This window comes from uncultured Sphingomonas sp. (genome assembly GCF_936927845.1).
Taxonomy (GTDB): domain Bacteria; phylum Pseudomonadota; class Alphaproteobacteria; order Sphingomonadales; family Sphingomonadaceae; genus Sphingomonas.
In genome coordinates this window covers 185,526-199,480 of sequence record NZ_CAKZHV010000057.1, presented here as the reverse complement: position 1 = coordinate 199,480, position 13,955 = coordinate 185,526, and the positions used below count along the sequence as shown (strand labels likewise).

Here is a 13,955-nt window from a genome sequence, read left to right as displayed (position 1 = left end):
GGGGCGAGGGCGACGCGATACGCCTGCGTCATGACGCCACGCCTCACGCTCGCCGCGCTCGCGCTGTCCACCGCAACCGCAGCTCACGCGCAAGAGCGCGTAACCCCGATGACCCCCGACGTCGTCGCCTCCTACGATCAGGTCCGCGCGCAGGCAGATTACATCAAGCGCGTGGTGATGGTGCCGATGCGCGACGGCACCAAATTGTACACTGTCATCCTGATGAAGAAGGGCACGCGGAACGGCCCGATCCTGTTGTCGCGAACGCCCTATGACGCGGCGGGATCGACCGCGCGGACCGCGAGCCAGCGGCTGGTCGACATCCTGCCGGTGATGGACGCCGAGTTCGTCGACGACGGCTATGTCCGCGTTTATCAGGACATTCGCGGGATGCACCATTCCGAAGGGCAGTTCGTCATGACGCGGCCGCTGTCGGGGCCGCTCAACAACACGGGCATCGACGAGTCGACCGACGCCTACGACACGATCGACTGGCTGGTGAAGAACGTGCCGGAAGGAAACGGCAAGGTCGGCGTGATCGGCAGCAGCTACCTGGGTTTCACCACCTTGATGGCCGAGATCAATCCGCATCCCGCGCTCAAGGCCGCGATGCCGCAGAGCCCGATGGTCGATACCTGGATCGGCGACGACGATTTCCACAATGGCGCGTTCCGCGTCGGCACGCTCGATTATGCGGTCGAGATGAGCACCGGCCACGGCGACGCGGGCGCGAAGATCGCGCGCGGGGCAGGGGACGATTACACGACCTACCTGAACGCAGGATCGATCGGCGATTACGCGCGGGCTTGGGGAATCGAGCACTATCCCACCGTGCGCAAGGTGATGGAGAACCCGGCCTACACCGATTTCTGGTCATTGCAGGCGGTCGACAAATGGATGGCGGCGCGCCCGCTGACCGTGCCGACGATGCTGGTGGTCGGGCAATGGGACCAGGAGGACAGCTACGGCGCCCCCGCGGTGTACGAGGCGCTGGAGCCGAAGGACAGCGCCAACAACATGGTGTCGCTGGTGATCGGGCCGTGGCGGCATTCGGGCGTCAACCATTACGGATATGAGCTCGGCGCGCTGACGTTCGACGGCGATACCGCGCTGCAATTCCGCCAGCGCTACATGAAGCCGTTCTTCGACCATTACCTGCGCGGCACCCCCGCCGCGATCCCGCCGGTACTGACCTATGCGACGGGCGCGAACCGGTGGCAGGTGTCGCCGAAGTGGCCGATGGGGACGCCGACGCCGCTCTACCTCGGCGCGAACGGCACCGCTTCGTTCGCGAAGCCGGCGGGCGCGGGGAGCACCAGCTACGTGTCCGATCCCGCCAGCCCGGTGCCGTTCCTGCCGCGTCCGATCGACATCGGCGACGGCGACCAGTGGAAGACGTGGCTGGTGCGCGACCAGCGCTTCGTCGCCGGGCGCCCTGACGTGGTCGAGTGGCAGACGGGCGCGCTCGACAAGCCGGTCCACATCATGGGCGCGCCTGAGGTCAATCTGTTCGCCGCCACCAGCGGCAGCGACAGCGACTGGGTCGTGAAGGTGATCGACGTCTATCCCGACACCCTGCCCGAGCCGGCGAGCCAGGGGTCGAAGCCCGCGATGACCGGCTATCAACTGCCGATCGGGATCGAGATCTACCGCGGGCGCTACGTCCACGGGCGTGCGACACCCGCCAAGCTGACTCCGGGCAAGATCGAGAACTACCGGTTCGCGCTGCCCAACGTCGACCACGTCTTCCTGCCGGGCCACCGCATCATGGTGCAGGTGCAGTCGAGCCTGTTCCCGCTCTACGACCGCAATCCGCAGACGTTCGTACCTAACATCTTCAACGCGAAACCCGGCGACTATAAGGCTGCGACGCAACGCGTGACCTGGGGTGGTGCGCAGGCGAGTTCGGTGCTGCTGCCGATCGTCGACGATGCCGCGGCGGCGCAGGTGACGGCGGCGCGCTGAAAGTCAGAACCGCCAGGCGAGCGTCACGGGAATGATGTGGTTGACGTACGTTCGTTCGGAGCGAAACACGTGCTCGTTGTAATAAGCGACATTGAGTGTCGCCTGGTCGGTCAGCTTGGTCGACACGGTCGCGGTTAGCCGTAGCTGGTCGAGCGTGCGCGGCGCGTCGCTGTTGCGGTTGATCGTCACGAACGGCTCGGCTGCGCCGGAGATCTCGACCATGTCGCTGATCGGCAGCGTCAGGCGGACCTGCTGGCGCAGTCGCCACGCCATGTTGCCGCTGTTGCGAAAGAACCGCGCTTCCGCACGGCTGCGCAGCGTGAGGTCGAATGGACCGAGCGCGCCGGCCCTCCAGTCGAGCTGTCCCGTGGCGCGCTGTTCGAGGCCATGGCGGCGATCGTGGTTGAACGTTTCGGCACGAACGTAGCCGAGCCAGATCGTCACCTCGTCCGACAGCGCGCGGCCGGCTTGCAGGCGCACGAGTAATTGCCGTGCGCGATTGTCGGTCGCGCTCCGGCCCGAGATGTCGCTGGCGAGCAACCAGCCATCCGCGACCCGGCCGGTGAGCTGGAGTTGCGACCATACCTGGACGCCGCCCGCGGACACGGGCGTCGCGGCGAACGCAGCGAACAGCAGCCCGCCGCGGACTGCCGCCGGTCGCGCGATCAAACGCCTGCGTCGGTCAGGCGGGCGAGTTGATCGTCGCTCAGGCGCAGTTCCATCGCGGGCAGCAGGTCGGCGATCTGCTCCGCCGAGGTCGCGCTCGCGATCGGTGCGGTGACGCCGGGCTGCGCGATCAGCCACGCCAGCGCGATCTGCGCGTGGGTGGCGCCGGTTTCCTCCGCCACGCCGTCCATCGCGGCGAGCATCGCCTGCCCCTTGCCCTCGAGCAGTTCCGCCATCCGCCCGCCGCGCACGCTCTTGTTCAAGTCCTCGGCGGAGCGATATTTGCCGGTCAGAAAGCCCGAGGCGAGCCCGTAATAGGGCACAACGCCGATGTTGAACTCGACGCAATAATCCTGCAGCTCGCCCTCGAACTTGGTCCGGCTGACGAGATTATATTCGGGCTGGAGCACCTGATAGTGCGGTAGCCCCGCGGCGCGCGCGCCTTCGATCGCCGACTTCAACCGTGCGGCGTGGAAGTTGGACGCGCCGAGTACACGCACCTTTCCCGCCTCGACCAGCCGGGCGAACGCTTCTGCCACCACGTCCTGCGGGGTCGCGTCATCGTCCTGATGCGCGAAATACAGGTCGATATGGTCGGTGCCGAGCCGCTGGAGCGAGGCGTCGCACGCGGCAGCGATGCGGGCCGGCGACAGTTTCTCGCCGCCGTCGCCCGGCAGCATCCCGACCTTGGTCGCGATCTGCACGCGGTCGCGCTTGCCGCTGGTCCGCAGCCACTCGCCGATCATCGTCTCCGACTCGCCGCCGCGGTGGCCGGGCACCCAGGCGGAATAAACGTCCGCGGTATCGATCATCGTGCCGCCGCCGTCGACGAACGCGTCGAGCACCGCGAAGCTGGCGTCGCGGTCGGCCGTCCAGCCGAACACGTTGCCGCCGAGCACCAGCGGTGCGATCTTGAGGTCGGAAGCGCCCAGGCGGCGAAGGTCGGTCATTGTTCGTTCTCCACGGCGATTTGGTCGGGCTCGTCTTCCAGCGCGACGCTGTTGGCGTCGAGCATCTCGGCAGAGCGATTGAGGCGGGCGTCCTGATCGGCGGTCAGTTGCCCCGGCTGGTCGGGCGACGAGCAGGCACCGAGCGCCGCTAGCGTTGCCGCCGCGATCCACCGCATCAGCGTCGCATCGCGTTGCCGGTGTCGGTCAGGGCGTTGCCCGTCGCGTCCGTTGCCGCATCGGCCGTGTTGGCGGCGGCATTGCCCGCGCGGTCGATCGAGCTGGCGGCGCGATCGAGCGCGGCGTCGCTCGCCGCCTGCACGTCGTTCACCGCATTGGCGGTGGTCGCGCTGGTGTCGGCCGCGACTGCATTCGCCGCCTCGGCGCTCTCATTCTGCGCCTTCTGGCTGCACGCGGCGAGCGACAGTGCGGCGGCAGCGAGTGCGATGACGAGCTTCATGATGTTTCCCCTTCGTTGATCGTGCCGCGCCAACGCCGCAACATCGCGCAGGCTCCCGCGCTCTCATATCGTGCTGCCGCGTTGACCGCATATAAAGATATCTTTATATCTTGAGATCATGGACGCCGCGCTCGACATCTTTCGTGCCCTCGCCGATCATTCGCGGCTTCGGATCGTCTGCCTGTTGCGCACGATGGAACTGTCGGTCGGCGAGCTCGCGCAGGTGCTGGGGCAGAGCCAGCCGCGCGTCAGCCGGCACGTCAAGATCCTGACCGACGCGGGTCTTGCCGAGCGGCGCAAGGAAGGTAGCTGGGTGTTCGTCGCGCTGGGCGAGGAAGCGCGCGTCGCGCCGGTGCTCGCCGCGCTCGACGCGTGGGAGGCGGGCACGTCCGACCGGCAGACGAGCGCCGATGCGGCGCGGCTGGCGGCGGTGCGCGCCGATCGCGCGGCGGCGGCGGCGGGCTGGTTCGAGAGCCACGCGCGCGAGTGGGATGCGATCCGCTCGCTCCACGTTGCGGAGGAGCAGGTCGAGGCCGCGATGGTTCGCGTGCTGGCGGGCGAGCCGATCGGGCGGTTGATCGACATCGGCACCGGCACCGGCCGCATGATCGAGCTGTTCGCGCGTTCGGCCACCACCGCGCTCGGCATCGATCGCAGTTCGGAAATGCTGCGGCTCGCGCGCGCGAAGCTCGGCGAGCAGGGGCTCGGCAATGCCGAGCTGCGCCAGGCCGATCTCTACGCTTTGCCGCTCGCCGACGGGGGCGCGGACGTCGCGATCCTGCACCACGTGCTCCATTTCGCGCAGCAGCCGGGGGCGGCGATCGCGGAGGCGGCGCGGGTGTTGTCGCCGGGCGGGCGGCTGCTGATTGCGGATTTCGCGCCGCACGACCGTGAGGAATTGCGCACGCAGGACGCGCACACGCGTCTGGGCTTCTCCGACGCGCAGATCGAGGGCTGGTTCGCCGCTGCCGGGTTGATGCCCGCGCGGATCGAAACGCTGGAGGGTGGCGAACTGACGGTGAAATTGTGGCTCGCGCGTCAGGCGGGGCGCGCAGGCGAGGTGAAGGCGGCATGACCAAGCAGGTGAACGAAGCGGTGCTGGCGCACGACGGTCCGCTCTACGCCGATGTCGGCGGCGATATCGACGTGAGCTTCGAATTCTCGCCGCCCAAGACCGACAAGGCGGAGGAAACCTTGTGGCAGTCGATCGCGACGCTGCAGCCGCTCGCACCCCGTTTCCTGTCGGTGACTTACGGCGCGGGCGGATCGACGCGCGACCGCACCCATGCGACCGTGGCGCGGATCGCGCGCGAGACCGACGTGCCCGCGGCCGCGCACCTCACCTGCGTTGAGGCGACGCGCGAGGAACTGGACGCCATCGCGCAGGAATATTGGGCGGCGGGGGTGCGTCACATCGTCGCGCTGCGGGGCGACGCGCCCGCGGGGGCGGACGGCTACGCGCCGCATCCGGGCGGGTATGAGAATGCGGCGGCGCTGGTGGCGGGCTTGCGCCGGCTGCACCCGTTCGAGATTTCGGTCGCGGCCTATCCCGAGTGCCACCCGGATTCGAGCGATGCCGCGGCCGACCTCGACAATCTCAAGCGCAAGATCGACGCCGGCGCGAACCGCGCGATCACGCAATTTTTCTTCGAACCCGACACCTTCTTTCGCTACCGCGATGCGGCCGCTGCGGCGGGGATCAGTGCCGAGATCGTTCCCGGCATCATGCCGATCGCGAGCGTCGCGGGCGTGATGCGGATGGCGGCGATGTGCCAGACCGACGTGCCCGCGTGGCTGACGCGGCTGTTCGACGGGTTGGACGATCGTCCCGCCGCGCGCCAGCTCGTCGCCGCGACCGTCGCCGCCGAGCTTTGCCGCAAGCTGTACGCGGGCGGGGTGAAGCAATTCCACTTCTACACGATGAACAAGGCCGAGCTGAGCTTCGCGATCTGCCACCTGCTGGGCGTCCGCGCGGGCGGTGCTGCGCAAGCGAGGGCGGCGGCATGAGCGGGTTGGGCGACGCGAGCGTGCGCGACATCTTCAACGCGGAAGCCGCCAAGCGCATCCTCATCACCGACGGCGCGTTCGGAACCGAGATCCAGAACTGGAAACTGTCGGAGGCCGATTATGCCGGCACGCTGTCGCTCGGCCACGATCAGAAGGGCAACAACGACATCCTCGCGCTGACCAAGCCCGAGGTCCCCGCCGCGATCCACCGCGCCTATTTCGAGGCGGGGGCGGACATCGCCGAGACCAACACCTTCTCCGCCAACCGCATCAGCCAGGCCGATTACGGCGCCGAAGCGCTGGTGCGCGAGATCAACGTCGAGAGCGCGCGGCTGGCGCGGACCATCGCGGACGAGTTCACCGCCAGCGACGGACGCCCGCGCTTCGTCGCGGGCGCGGTCGGGCCGACCAACAAGACGCTGTCGCTGTCACCCGACGTCAATGATCCCGGTTATCGCGAGATCGACTTCGATTACCTGAAGGACGTGTACCGCGAGCAGATCGATGCTTTGGTCGAGGGCGGGGCGGACTTCGTGCTGATCGAGACGGTGTTCGACACGCTGAACGCCAAGGCGGGCGTGATGGCGGCGATCGAGGCAGGCGCAGCGCTCGGGCGCGACCTGCCGATCATGCTGTCGATGACGCTGACCGACCTGTCGGGGCGCAACCTGTCGGGGCATACGGTAGAGGCATTCTGGCACGCGGTGCGTCACGCGCGACCGCTGACGATCGGGCTTAACTGCTCGTTCGGTGCCGAGCAGCTCCGCCCGCACGTCAAGACGCTGAGCGAGATCTGCGACACGTTGATCATGGTCTATCCCAACGCCGGGCTGCCCAACGAACTAGGCGCGTACGACGAGGCACCCGCGACGACCGCGGGGCTGGTCGGGCAGTGGGCCGAGGCGGGGCAGGTCAATGTGCTGGGCGGCTGCTGCGGCTCGACGCCCGCGCATATCGCGGCGATCGCGCAAGGCGTGCGCGGGCTCGCACCGCGCGCCGTGCCGGTGCCGGCGGTCCGCACGCGGCTCGCCGGGCTGGAGCCGTTCTTCATGGCGGCGTGATTTATCCTCCCCGAAACGGGGAGGGGGACCAGCCGCAGGCTGGTGGAGGGGGAGCGCCGCGAACGCTCTCCTCACGGCGACCCCCCTCCACCATGCTTCGCACGGTCCCCCTCCCCGTGCCGGGGAGGATAGAGAAGGCACGATGACCAACACTTCCGCCAATTTCGTCAACGTCGGCGAGCGCACCAACGTCACCGGGTCGGCGGCGTTCAAGAAGATGATCATGGCCGGCGACTATACCCGCGCGGTCGAGGTCGCGCGCAGCCAGGTCGAGAACGGCGCGCAGGTGGTCGACGTCAACATGGACGAGGGCCTGCTCGACGCGGTCGAGGCGATGACCACGTTCCTGAAACTGATCGCGGCCGAACCCGATATCGCGCGCGTGCCGATCATGATCGATTCGTCGAAATGGGAGGTGATCGAGGCCGGGCTGAAATGCGTGTCGGGCAAGCCGATCGTCAATTCGATCAGCATGAAGGAAGGCGAGGACGCATTCCTCCATCACGCGCGACTGTGCATGAACTACGGCGCCGCTGCGGTCGTGATGGCGTTCGACGAGACGGGGCAGGCGGACACCAAGGATCGCAAGATCGAGATCTGCGAGCGCGCCTATAAGCTCCTGACCGGCATCGGCTTCCCGCCCGAGGACATCATCTTCGACCCCAATGTGTTCGCGGTCGCGACCGGCATCGAGGAGCACAATAATTACGGTGTCGACTTCATCGAGGCTTGCCGAGAGATCAAGGCGCGCTGCCCGCACGTCCATATCTCGGGCGGGCTGTCGAACCTGAGCTTCAGTTTCCGCGGCAATGAGCCGGTGCGCCGCGCGATGCATTCGGTGTTCCTGTACCACGCGATCCCCGCGGGCATGGACATGGCGATCGTCAACGCGGGGCAGCTCGACGTCTACGACACGATCGACCCCGAGCTGCGCACCGCGTGCGAGGACGTGGTGCTCAACCGCGATTCCGAAGCAGGCGATCGGCTCGTCGCGCTGGCAGAACGCTACCGCGGCACCGATGCGGTGGCGGAGAAGCAGGCAGCGGAGTGGCGTGGGCTGCCTGTCACCAAGCGGCTCGAATATGCGCTGGTCAAGGGCATCGACGCGCATGTCGTCGACGACACCGAGGAGTGCCGGCAGGCGTTCGCGCGCCCGATCGAGGTGATCGAGGGGCCGCTGATGGACGGGATGAACGTCGTCGGCGACCTGTTCGGATCTGGCAAGATGTTCCTGCCGCAGGTGGTCAAGTCCGCGCGCGTGATGAAAAAGGCGGTCGCGCACCTGCTGCCCTTCATCGAGGCGGCGAAGGAACCGGGGGCCAAGGGCAAGGGCCGGATCATCATGGCGACCGTCAAGGGCGACGTGCATGACATCGGCAAGAACATCGTCGGCGTCGTGCTCCAGTGCAACGGCTTCGAGGTCGTCGACCTGGGCGTGATGGTGCCGTGGTCGAAGATCCTGGAAGCGGCGAACGAGAATGACGCCGACATGATCGGTCTGTCGGGCCTCATCACGCCAAGCCTCGACGAGATGGTGACGGTCGCCGAGGAGATGCAACGCAGCGGCATGTCGATGCCACTGCTGATCGGCGGCGCAACCACCAGCAAGGTCCACACCGCGCTGCGCATTTCACCCGCATATCAAGGCCCGGTTGTCCACGTGCTCGACGCCAGCCGCGCGGTCGGCGTCGCGACGACATTGGTGTCGAATACGCAGCGCGACCCGTACGTGGCGCAGGTCGCGGCCGATTATCAGGCAGTGCGCGACGCGCGCGAGGGCAAGGGGCAGAATGCGCTGCTACCGCTCGCCGAGGCCCGCCGCCGCGGGTTCAAGGCCGACATGGCGATGAAGGCACCGGCGGTGCGCCAACCGGGCGTCCACGTGTTCGACGATTGGGGCCTCGCCGATCTGGTCGGCTACATCGATTGGACGCCCTTCTTCCGCGCCTGGGAACTCGCCGGCACCTACCCGGCTATCCTGTCGGACGAGATCGTCGGGGAAAGCGCCACGGGTTTGTACGAGGACGCGCGCGCGATGCTCGACCGCATCGTGTCCGAAAAGTGGCTGACCGCGCGCGGCGTTGCCGGGCTGTGGCCGTGCCACCGTCACGACGACGACGTCTGGGTGCACGATCGCCACGCCGAGGCGCACCGCAGCCCCGATGGCGCGGCCATCCCGGCAGGGTTCAGCGTCCCCAATCTCGACCGCCGCGACGAACATTCGACCCGGCTGCCGTTCCTGCGCCAGCAGATCGCCAAGCGAGAGGGCCGCGCCAACATGTGCCTGGCCGACTTCATAGATCCCGCGGGCGACTGGATCGGCGGCTTTGCGGTCGGCATCCACGGTATCGAACCGCATCTGGCAGCGTACAAGGCGGCGCACGACGATTATAACGACATCCTGCTCAAGGCGCTGGCCGACCGCCTGGCCGAGGCGTTCGCCGAACGGCTGCACCAGCACGTCCGCACCGAGTTGTGGGGGTACGCTCCCGATGAGCAACTGACCAACGAGGCGCTGGTGCGCGAACAATATCGCGGCATCCGCCCTGCGCCCGGCTATCCGGCGTGTCCCGAGCATTCGCTCAAGCGTACGTTGTTCGACCTGTTGAACGCCGATGCGAACGCGGGGCTGGAGTTGACCGAGAGTTTTGCGATGCTGCCGACCGCGGCGGTGAGCGGGTTCTACTTCGGGCACGCGCAGGCGGAATATTTCGGTGTCGCGCGGATCGGTGAGGACCAGTTGGAGGATTATGCGCATCGTCTCGGCGTCGACCGCGAGCGCGCCACCCGCTTGCTGCGCCCGAACCTCGACTGACCTTCGCGCGTTGGGCGGAGCGATGGCGCACAAGAAGCTAAACCTCCCCACCAAAACCTGCCCGGTATGCGAACGGCCATTTGCGTGGCGCAAGAAGTGGGAGCGCGACTGGGACAATGTCCTTTACTGTTCCGACCGCTGCCGTCGCGACGCTGGTTCTGCGAGACGTTAGCAACAGAAAGGCTGCGGTTGCAGAATTTGCATCCTGACAGCGATGACATTGCACTTGCGTCGATTGCTGCTGCGATGCACAAGGATCGGGCCTTTCAGGCATCCTCTCCTAAAAACTTTCACAGGCCGGGTCTTCCCGGCCTTTTTTTTGGTCTCGCGCTCGTCTAGGCGACCATCTTAGCCGCAAGCCATAATAATGCGCGCAGGAGGATGTCGCCGGTCGGACCGGCGTTGCAAGGGGGGTGAGCGGCGCGATGGCCGCTCACCCGGAAAGCCTCCCCCGGGTTCAGACACGCAGATAGCGGAAATACCAGACTTCGTGCCCGTAGCGGCGCGCCTTGCGCTCGTAGCGCGTCTCGGGCCAGTCATGGGGTCGCTCCAGAAAGTCGCGCGGGCTCTGTGCGGCCCACACGAAGTCGCGGCGCTGGTTCATGATCATCATCGCCCAGCGACAGTAAATCTCATCGTCGGTGCCGAGTCGGAACTCCGCCCCCGGCTTCAGCTTGGCGGCGACCAGGTCGAGCGGTCCGTGGTTGATCATCCGCCGCTTGGCATGGCGCGCCTTGGGCCAGGGATCAGGATGGAGCAGGTAGACACGCTCCAGGCTCTCGTCGGGCAGACGCTCGATCACGTCGAGCGCGTCGCCCATGTGGACGCGGACATTGCCAAGCGTGCCATCGCGGATGTGCCCCAGTGCGCCGACCACACCGTTCAGGAACGGCTCGCAGCCGATGAAGCCGGTGCCCGGCGCAGCCTTCGCCTGTTCGGCCAGATGCTCGCCCGCGCCGAAGCCGATCTCCACCTGCATCGCGCGCGCATCGCCGAACAACCGTTCGGCAGTGAGGGGGCCGTCATCGGGTACCGCAACGCGCGGCAGCATCTCGTCGACAAGCGCGGCCTGTCCCGCGCGCAACACATGGCCTTGCCGGCGTCCGTATAGCCGGCGGATCGTGGTGGGATCGTTCATCTGCGCGCGCCTAACCGCTGTGCTGGAAAAACGGAACGGGCCAAAACGAGGGCGGCTCGAACCAGGAGGAGCAAAGCAGCCTGCGTCGTCGATGGTTGCGCACTGCTGGCCAACCCGCTCGGCCTCGATACGGCAGCACTGCAACCCTGAACCCCGTCGCTTGTTCAGGAGCAATGTCAAAGCCTGACCCTTCCGAGCCCAACGACGAACGCCAAGAGATCGAAGAACTCAAGGCCGCCGACGCCAAGGAGGTGCACCGTGCCGTGCGCGAGGAGGGCGAGGAGGAGGTCAATCGCCCCGCCGCATCGCTGTTGTGGTCGGGGCTGGCCGCGGGGTTCGCGATCAACGCGTCGCTGCTCGCCGAAGCGGCCTTGCACGCCAGCATCGGCGACACCCCTTGGCGGACCCTGGTCGTCTCGCTCGGCTACCCGATCGGCTTCGTGATCGTGATCCTCGGCCGCATGCAATTCTTCACCGAGTCGACGATCACCGCGATGCTGCCGCTCGTTACGCGCCCGTCGATGTGGACGTTGAAGCGCACGCTACGGCTATGGGCGCTGGTCATTCTCGCCAATCTCGCCGGCACGGCGCTGACGACGCTGGCGCTGACGCACCTGCCGATGCTCGATCCGTCGTTGCGAGATGGGATGGTGAGCGTGTCGGAGGTGATCCTGCGCCACGACGCGGGGTCGACCTTCTGGACCGCGATCCCGGCCGGTTTCATGATCGCCTCCATCGCCTGGATGCTCCCCAACGCGCGCGAGCAGTCGTTTCTCGTCATCTTCGCCGTCACTTATGCCGTGGGTATCACGGGGTTGAGCCATTCGGTGGTCGGATCGGCGGAGGCATTCACCCTTTTGTGGAGCGGCCACATCGATCTCGCACGGGCGTTGCTGGTGCAGATCGCACCGGCGGTGATCGGCAATCTGGTCGGCGGAGCAGGGCTGTTCGCGGTGTTGGCGCACGGGCAGGTGCGGCCCGAGATGCCCGACGGAGGATCGGACCGATGAGCGTCGGGCGCGCGATCGAGCAGGCGGCGGTGACCGAGCACCGGTTGCTCGAACCCGTGCTCGGATGGAAGAACAGCGCGATCGTCGGCGCGCTGACGCCGTTGTGCAAGCTGGCCGACGAGATGCCGCTCATGATCATCAGCGGGGCGACCGTGGCCGCTGGCATCCTGTTCCGACGACCGGCGTTGGCTCGCACTGGTGCGCGGATGCTTGCCGCGCATCTGGTCGCGAATGCCGCCAAGACGGTGCTGAAAGGCAGCGTCGATCGTCTGCGCCCGAACGCGGTCGAGGACCAGCCCGCGATCAGCCCCGGCAGCGGCACCGACGACAAGGCGGAAAATGCGTTTCCATCGGGCCATACCGCCGGCGCGGTCGCGGTCGCACAGGCGGTGGCGCACGAAGCTCCCCGCTATGCCGTGCCTTCGCGCGTGATCGCCGGGGTGGCGGGCGCGACGCAGGTGCCGCGCGGCGCGCATTACCTCACCGACGTGCTGAGCGGGGCGGCAGTCGGATGGCTGTCGGAGCGCATTGCCGGGCAGATGGTGGACCGCGTCGCGCGCGTCATCGCCGAACGCCAACGCTAAACACGAAAGCCCTCCGCCATCATGCCGATAGCGAAGGGCTTTCATTATCCCGCCAGAGACTGGCTCAGCCGGCGACCGCGGCCTTGAGCTGATCGACGAGGTCGGTCCGCTCCCACGTGAACGTGTCACCTTCCGGCTCGCGGCCGAAGTGACCGTAAGCGGCGGTCTTGGAATAGATCGGCGCGTTGAGCGACAGATGCTCGCGGATGCCCTTGGGCGTCAGGCGGACGAGCTTCGGCAGCGCTTCCTCCAGAATTGCCTCGTCCACCTTTCCGGTGCCGTGCAGGTCGACGTAGACGCTTAGCGGTTCGGCGATGCCGATGGCGTAGGAGAGCTGGATGGTGCAGCGCTTGGCGAGCCCCGCCGCGACGACGTTCTTGGCGAGATAGCGTGCGACGTACGCGGCCGAGCGGTCGACCTTGGTCGGGTCCTTGCCGCTGAACGCGCCACCGCCGTGCGGGGCGGCACCGCCGTAGGTATCGACGATGATCTTGCGGCCGGTGAGGCCGGCGTCGCCGTCGGGACCGCCGATCTCGAACGCGCCGGTCGGATTGATGTAGATCGCGGTGTCGTCACCCACGAAGCCGTCGGGCAGTACGTCGCGCAGCACGCCGGTGACGTAATCCTTCAGCTGCGCGTACTTGGCGGCGTCGGCATTGTCGCCCTTCTCGCAGAAACCCTTCTTGTGCTGGGTCGAGACGACCAGCGCGGTGGCCTTGGTCGGCGTGCCGTTCTCATAATGCAGCGTCACCTGGCTCTTGGCGTCGGGCTCCAGGAACGGTGCGGCGCCCGAGTGCCGGTCGGCCGCCATGCGCTCGAGGATCTGGTGGCTGTAGTAGAGCGTCGCGGGCATCAGGCCCGGCGTCTCGTCGGTCGCGTAACCGAACATGATGCCCTGGTCGCCCGCGCCCTCGTCCTTGTTACCCGCCTCGTCGACGCCCATCGCGATCTCGGCCGACTGACCATGCAGGTTGTTCGAGAAATCGAACGTCTGCCAGTGAAAGCCGTCCTGCTCGTAACCGATGCGCTTGACCGTCTCGCGCACCGTCCGCTCGATCTCTTCCTCGATACCCGGTGCCCATGCACCGTTCTCGTACACGCCCTTGCCGCGGATCTCGCCCGCCAGCACGACCTTGTTGGTGGTGGTCAGCGTCTCGCACGCAACGCGCGCCTGCGGGTCCTTCGACAGGAACAGGTCGACGATCGCGTCGGAAATCTGGTCGGCGACCTTGTCGGGATGGCCCTCGGACACGGATTCGGAGGTGAACAGGAACGACTGGCGCATGAAAGCTCCGCAGCAGA

The 13,955-nt window shown here is 67.1% G+C and carries 14 protein-coding genes; 8 read left to right on the top strand and 6 right to left on the bottom strand.

The genetic code is table 11. The annotated features are described in order from the left end of the window. Positions 1 to 30 precede the first annotated feature (30 nt). Positions 31 to 1,965, top strand: coding sequence for a CocE/NonD family hydrolase (locus Q0579_RS08745; protein ID WP_298811331.1), 1,935 nt, complete (start codon positions 31 to 33; stop codon positions 1,963 to 1,965). A gap of 3 nt (positions 1,966 to 1,968) precedes the next feature. Here the strand turns inward: Q0579_RS08745 and Q0579_RS08740 are convergent, their stop codons facing one another. The 4 genes from Q0579_RS08740 to Q0579_RS08725 are packed head-to-tail and all read right to left on the bottom strand — an operon-like array spanning position 1,969 to position 4,038. Beyond that, positions 1,969 to 2,634 carry a DUF2490 domain-containing protein gene (locus Q0579_RS08740; protein WP_298811330.1) on the bottom strand — a complete coding sequence of 222 codons (666 nt, stop codon included), beginning with the start codon at positions 2,632 to 2,634 and terminating at the stop codon, positions 1,969 to 1,971. Further along, positions 2,631 to 3,581, bottom strand: coding sequence for an aldo/keto reductase (locus Q0579_RS08735; protein ID WP_298811329.1), 951 nt, complete (start codon positions 3,579 to 3,581; stop codon positions 2,631 to 2,633). Before Q0579_RS08735 ends, Q0579_RS08740 begins: the two co-directional genes overlap by 4 nt. Then, positions 3,578 to 3,757 carry a hypothetical protein gene (locus Q0579_RS08730; RefSeq protein WP_298811326.1) on the bottom strand — a complete coding sequence of 60 codons (180 nt, stop codon included), beginning with the start codon at positions 3,755 to 3,757 and terminating at the stop codon, positions 3,578 to 3,580. The genes Q0579_RS08735 and Q0579_RS08730 overlap by 4 nt, the downstream gene beginning before the upstream one ends. Then, positions 3,757 to 4,038 carry a hypothetical protein gene (locus Q0579_RS08725; RefSeq protein ID WP_298811324.1) on the bottom strand — a complete coding sequence of 94 codons (282 nt, stop codon included), beginning with the start codon at positions 4,036 to 4,038 and terminating at the stop codon, positions 3,757 to 3,759. Before Q0579_RS08725 ends, Q0579_RS08730 begins: the two co-directional genes overlap by 1 nt. 118 nt (positions 4,039 to 4,156) lie before the next feature. Between Q0579_RS08725 and Q0579_RS08720 the strand changes: the two genes are divergently transcribed. The 5 genes from Q0579_RS08720 (at position 4,157) to Q0579_RS08700 (ending at position 10,093) form a co-directional block, all read left to right on the top strand. Further along, positions 4,157 to 5,113: a metalloregulator ArsR/SmtB family transcription factor gene (locus Q0579_RS08720; RefSeq protein WP_298811322.1), complete on the top strand. Its 957-nt coding sequence runs from the start codon at positions 4,157 to 4,159 to the stop codon at positions 5,111 to 5,113. Continuing rightward, positions 5,110 to 6,045 carry a methylenetetrahydrofolate reductase [NAD(P)H] gene (gene metF / locus Q0579_RS08715; protein ID WP_298811319.1) on the top strand — a complete coding sequence of 312 codons (936 nt, stop codon included), beginning with the start codon at positions 5,110 to 5,112 and terminating at the stop codon, positions 6,043 to 6,045. The genes Q0579_RS08720 and metF overlap by 4 nt, the downstream gene beginning before the upstream one ends. Then, complete coding sequence (locus tag Q0579_RS08710; RefSeq protein ID WP_298811315.1) at positions 6,042 to 7,106, top strand: homocysteine S-methyltransferase family protein; 1,065 nt, start codon at positions 6,042 to 6,044, stop codon at positions 7,104 to 7,106. The genes metF and Q0579_RS08710 overlap by 4 nt, the downstream gene beginning before the upstream one ends. A 142-nt stretch (positions 7,107 to 7,248) precedes the next feature. Beyond that, positions 7,249 to 9,921: a methionine synthase gene (metH, locus tag Q0579_RS08705; protein WP_298811311.1), complete on the top strand. Its 2,673-nt coding sequence runs from the start codon at positions 7,249 to 7,251 to the stop codon at positions 9,919 to 9,921. A gap of 22 nt (positions 9,922 to 9,943) precedes the next feature. Continuing rightward, entirely contained in the window at positions 9,944 to 10,093 is a 150-nt protein-coding gene (locus Q0579_RS08700) for a DUF2256 domain-containing protein (RefSeq protein ID WP_298811309.1), read from the top strand. Positions 10,094 to 10,378: 285 nt separating this feature from the next. Here Q0579_RS08700 and Q0579_RS08695 read toward each other — a convergent pair whose 3' ends face one another. Further along, positions 10,379 to 11,059, bottom strand: a complete 681-nt coding sequence (locus Q0579_RS08695) for a tRNA (guanine(46)-N(7))-methyltransferase TrmB (protein ID WP_298811307.1) — start codon at positions 11,057 to 11,059, stop codon at positions 10,379 to 10,381. A gap of 173 nt (positions 11,060 to 11,232) precedes the next feature. Between Q0579_RS08695 and Q0579_RS08690 the strand changes: the two genes are divergently transcribed. Next, positions 11,233 to 12,069, top strand: a complete 837-nt coding sequence (locus tag Q0579_RS08690; protein ID WP_298811304.1) for a formate/nitrite transporter family protein — start codon at positions 11,233 to 11,235, stop codon at positions 12,067 to 12,069. After that, a complete protein-coding gene (locus Q0579_RS08685) occupies positions 12,066 to 12,653 on the top strand; it encodes a phosphatase PAP2 family protein (RefSeq protein WP_298811301.1) in 588 nt (195 codons plus the stop codon). Before Q0579_RS08690 ends, Q0579_RS08685 begins: the two co-directional genes overlap by 4 nt. Positions 12,654 to 12,717: 64 nt before the next feature. Here the strand turns inward: Q0579_RS08685 and metK are convergent, their stop codons facing one another. Beyond that, positions 12,718 to 13,938 (bottom strand): methionine adenosyltransferase, encoded by a 1,221-nt coding sequence (gene metK, locus Q0579_RS08680; RefSeq protein ID WP_298811298.1) that lies wholly within the window; start codon positions 13,936 to 13,938, stop codon positions 12,718 to 12,720. Positions 13,939 to 13,955 lie beyond the last annotated feature (17 nt).

Excerpts from the sequence above, each read along its gene's own strand:
- Q0579_RS08745 (WP_298811331.1), top strand. The coding sequence starts at position 31 with ATGACGCCACGCCTCACGCTCGCCGCGCTCGCGCTGTCCACCGCAACC.
- Q0579_RS08735 (WP_298811329.1), bottom strand. The coding sequence starts at position 3,581 with ATGACCGACCTTCGCCGCCTGGGCGCTTCCGACCTCAAGATCGCACCG.
- Q0579_RS08730 (WP_298811326.1), bottom strand. The coding sequence starts at position 3,757 with ATGCGGTGGATCGCGGCGGCAACGCTAGCGGCGCTCGGTGCCTGCTCG.
- Q0579_RS08725 (WP_298811324.1), bottom strand. The coding sequence starts at position 4,038 with ATGAAGCTCGTCATCGCACTCGCTGCCGCCGCACTGTCGCTCGCCGCG.
- Q0579_RS08720 (WP_298811322.1), top strand. The coding sequence starts at position 4,157 with ATGGACGCCGCGCTCGACATCTTTCGTGCCCTCGCCGATCATTCGCGG.
- metF (WP_298811319.1), top strand. The coding sequence starts at position 5,110 with ATGACCAAGCAGGTGAACGAAGCGGTGCTGGCGCACGACGGTCCGCTC.
- Q0579_RS08710 (WP_298811315.1), top strand. The coding sequence starts at position 6,042 with ATGAGCGGGTTGGGCGACGCGAGCGTGCGCGACATCTTCAACGCGGAA.
- metH (WP_298811311.1), top strand. The coding sequence starts at position 7,249 with ATGACCAACACTTCCGCCAATTTCGTCAACGTCGGCGAGCGCACCAAC.
- Q0579_RS08700 (WP_298811309.1), top strand. The coding sequence starts at position 9,944 with ATGGCGCACAAGAAGCTAAACCTCCCCACCAAAACCTGCCCGGTATGC.
- Q0579_RS08695 (WP_298811307.1), bottom strand. The coding sequence starts at position 11,059 with ATGAACGATCCCACCACGATCCGCCGGCTATACGGACGCCGGCAAGGC.
- Q0579_RS08690 (WP_298811304.1), top strand. The coding sequence starts at position 11,233 with ATGTCAAAGCCTGACCCTTCCGAGCCCAACGACGAACGCCAAGAGATC.
- Q0579_RS08685 (WP_298811301.1), top strand. The coding sequence starts at position 12,066 with ATGAGCGTCGGGCGCGCGATCGAGCAGGCGGCGGTGACCGAGCACCGG.
- metK (WP_298811298.1), bottom strand. The coding sequence starts at position 13,938 with ATGCGCCAGTCGTTCCTGTTCACCTCCGAATCCGTGTCCGAGGGCCAT.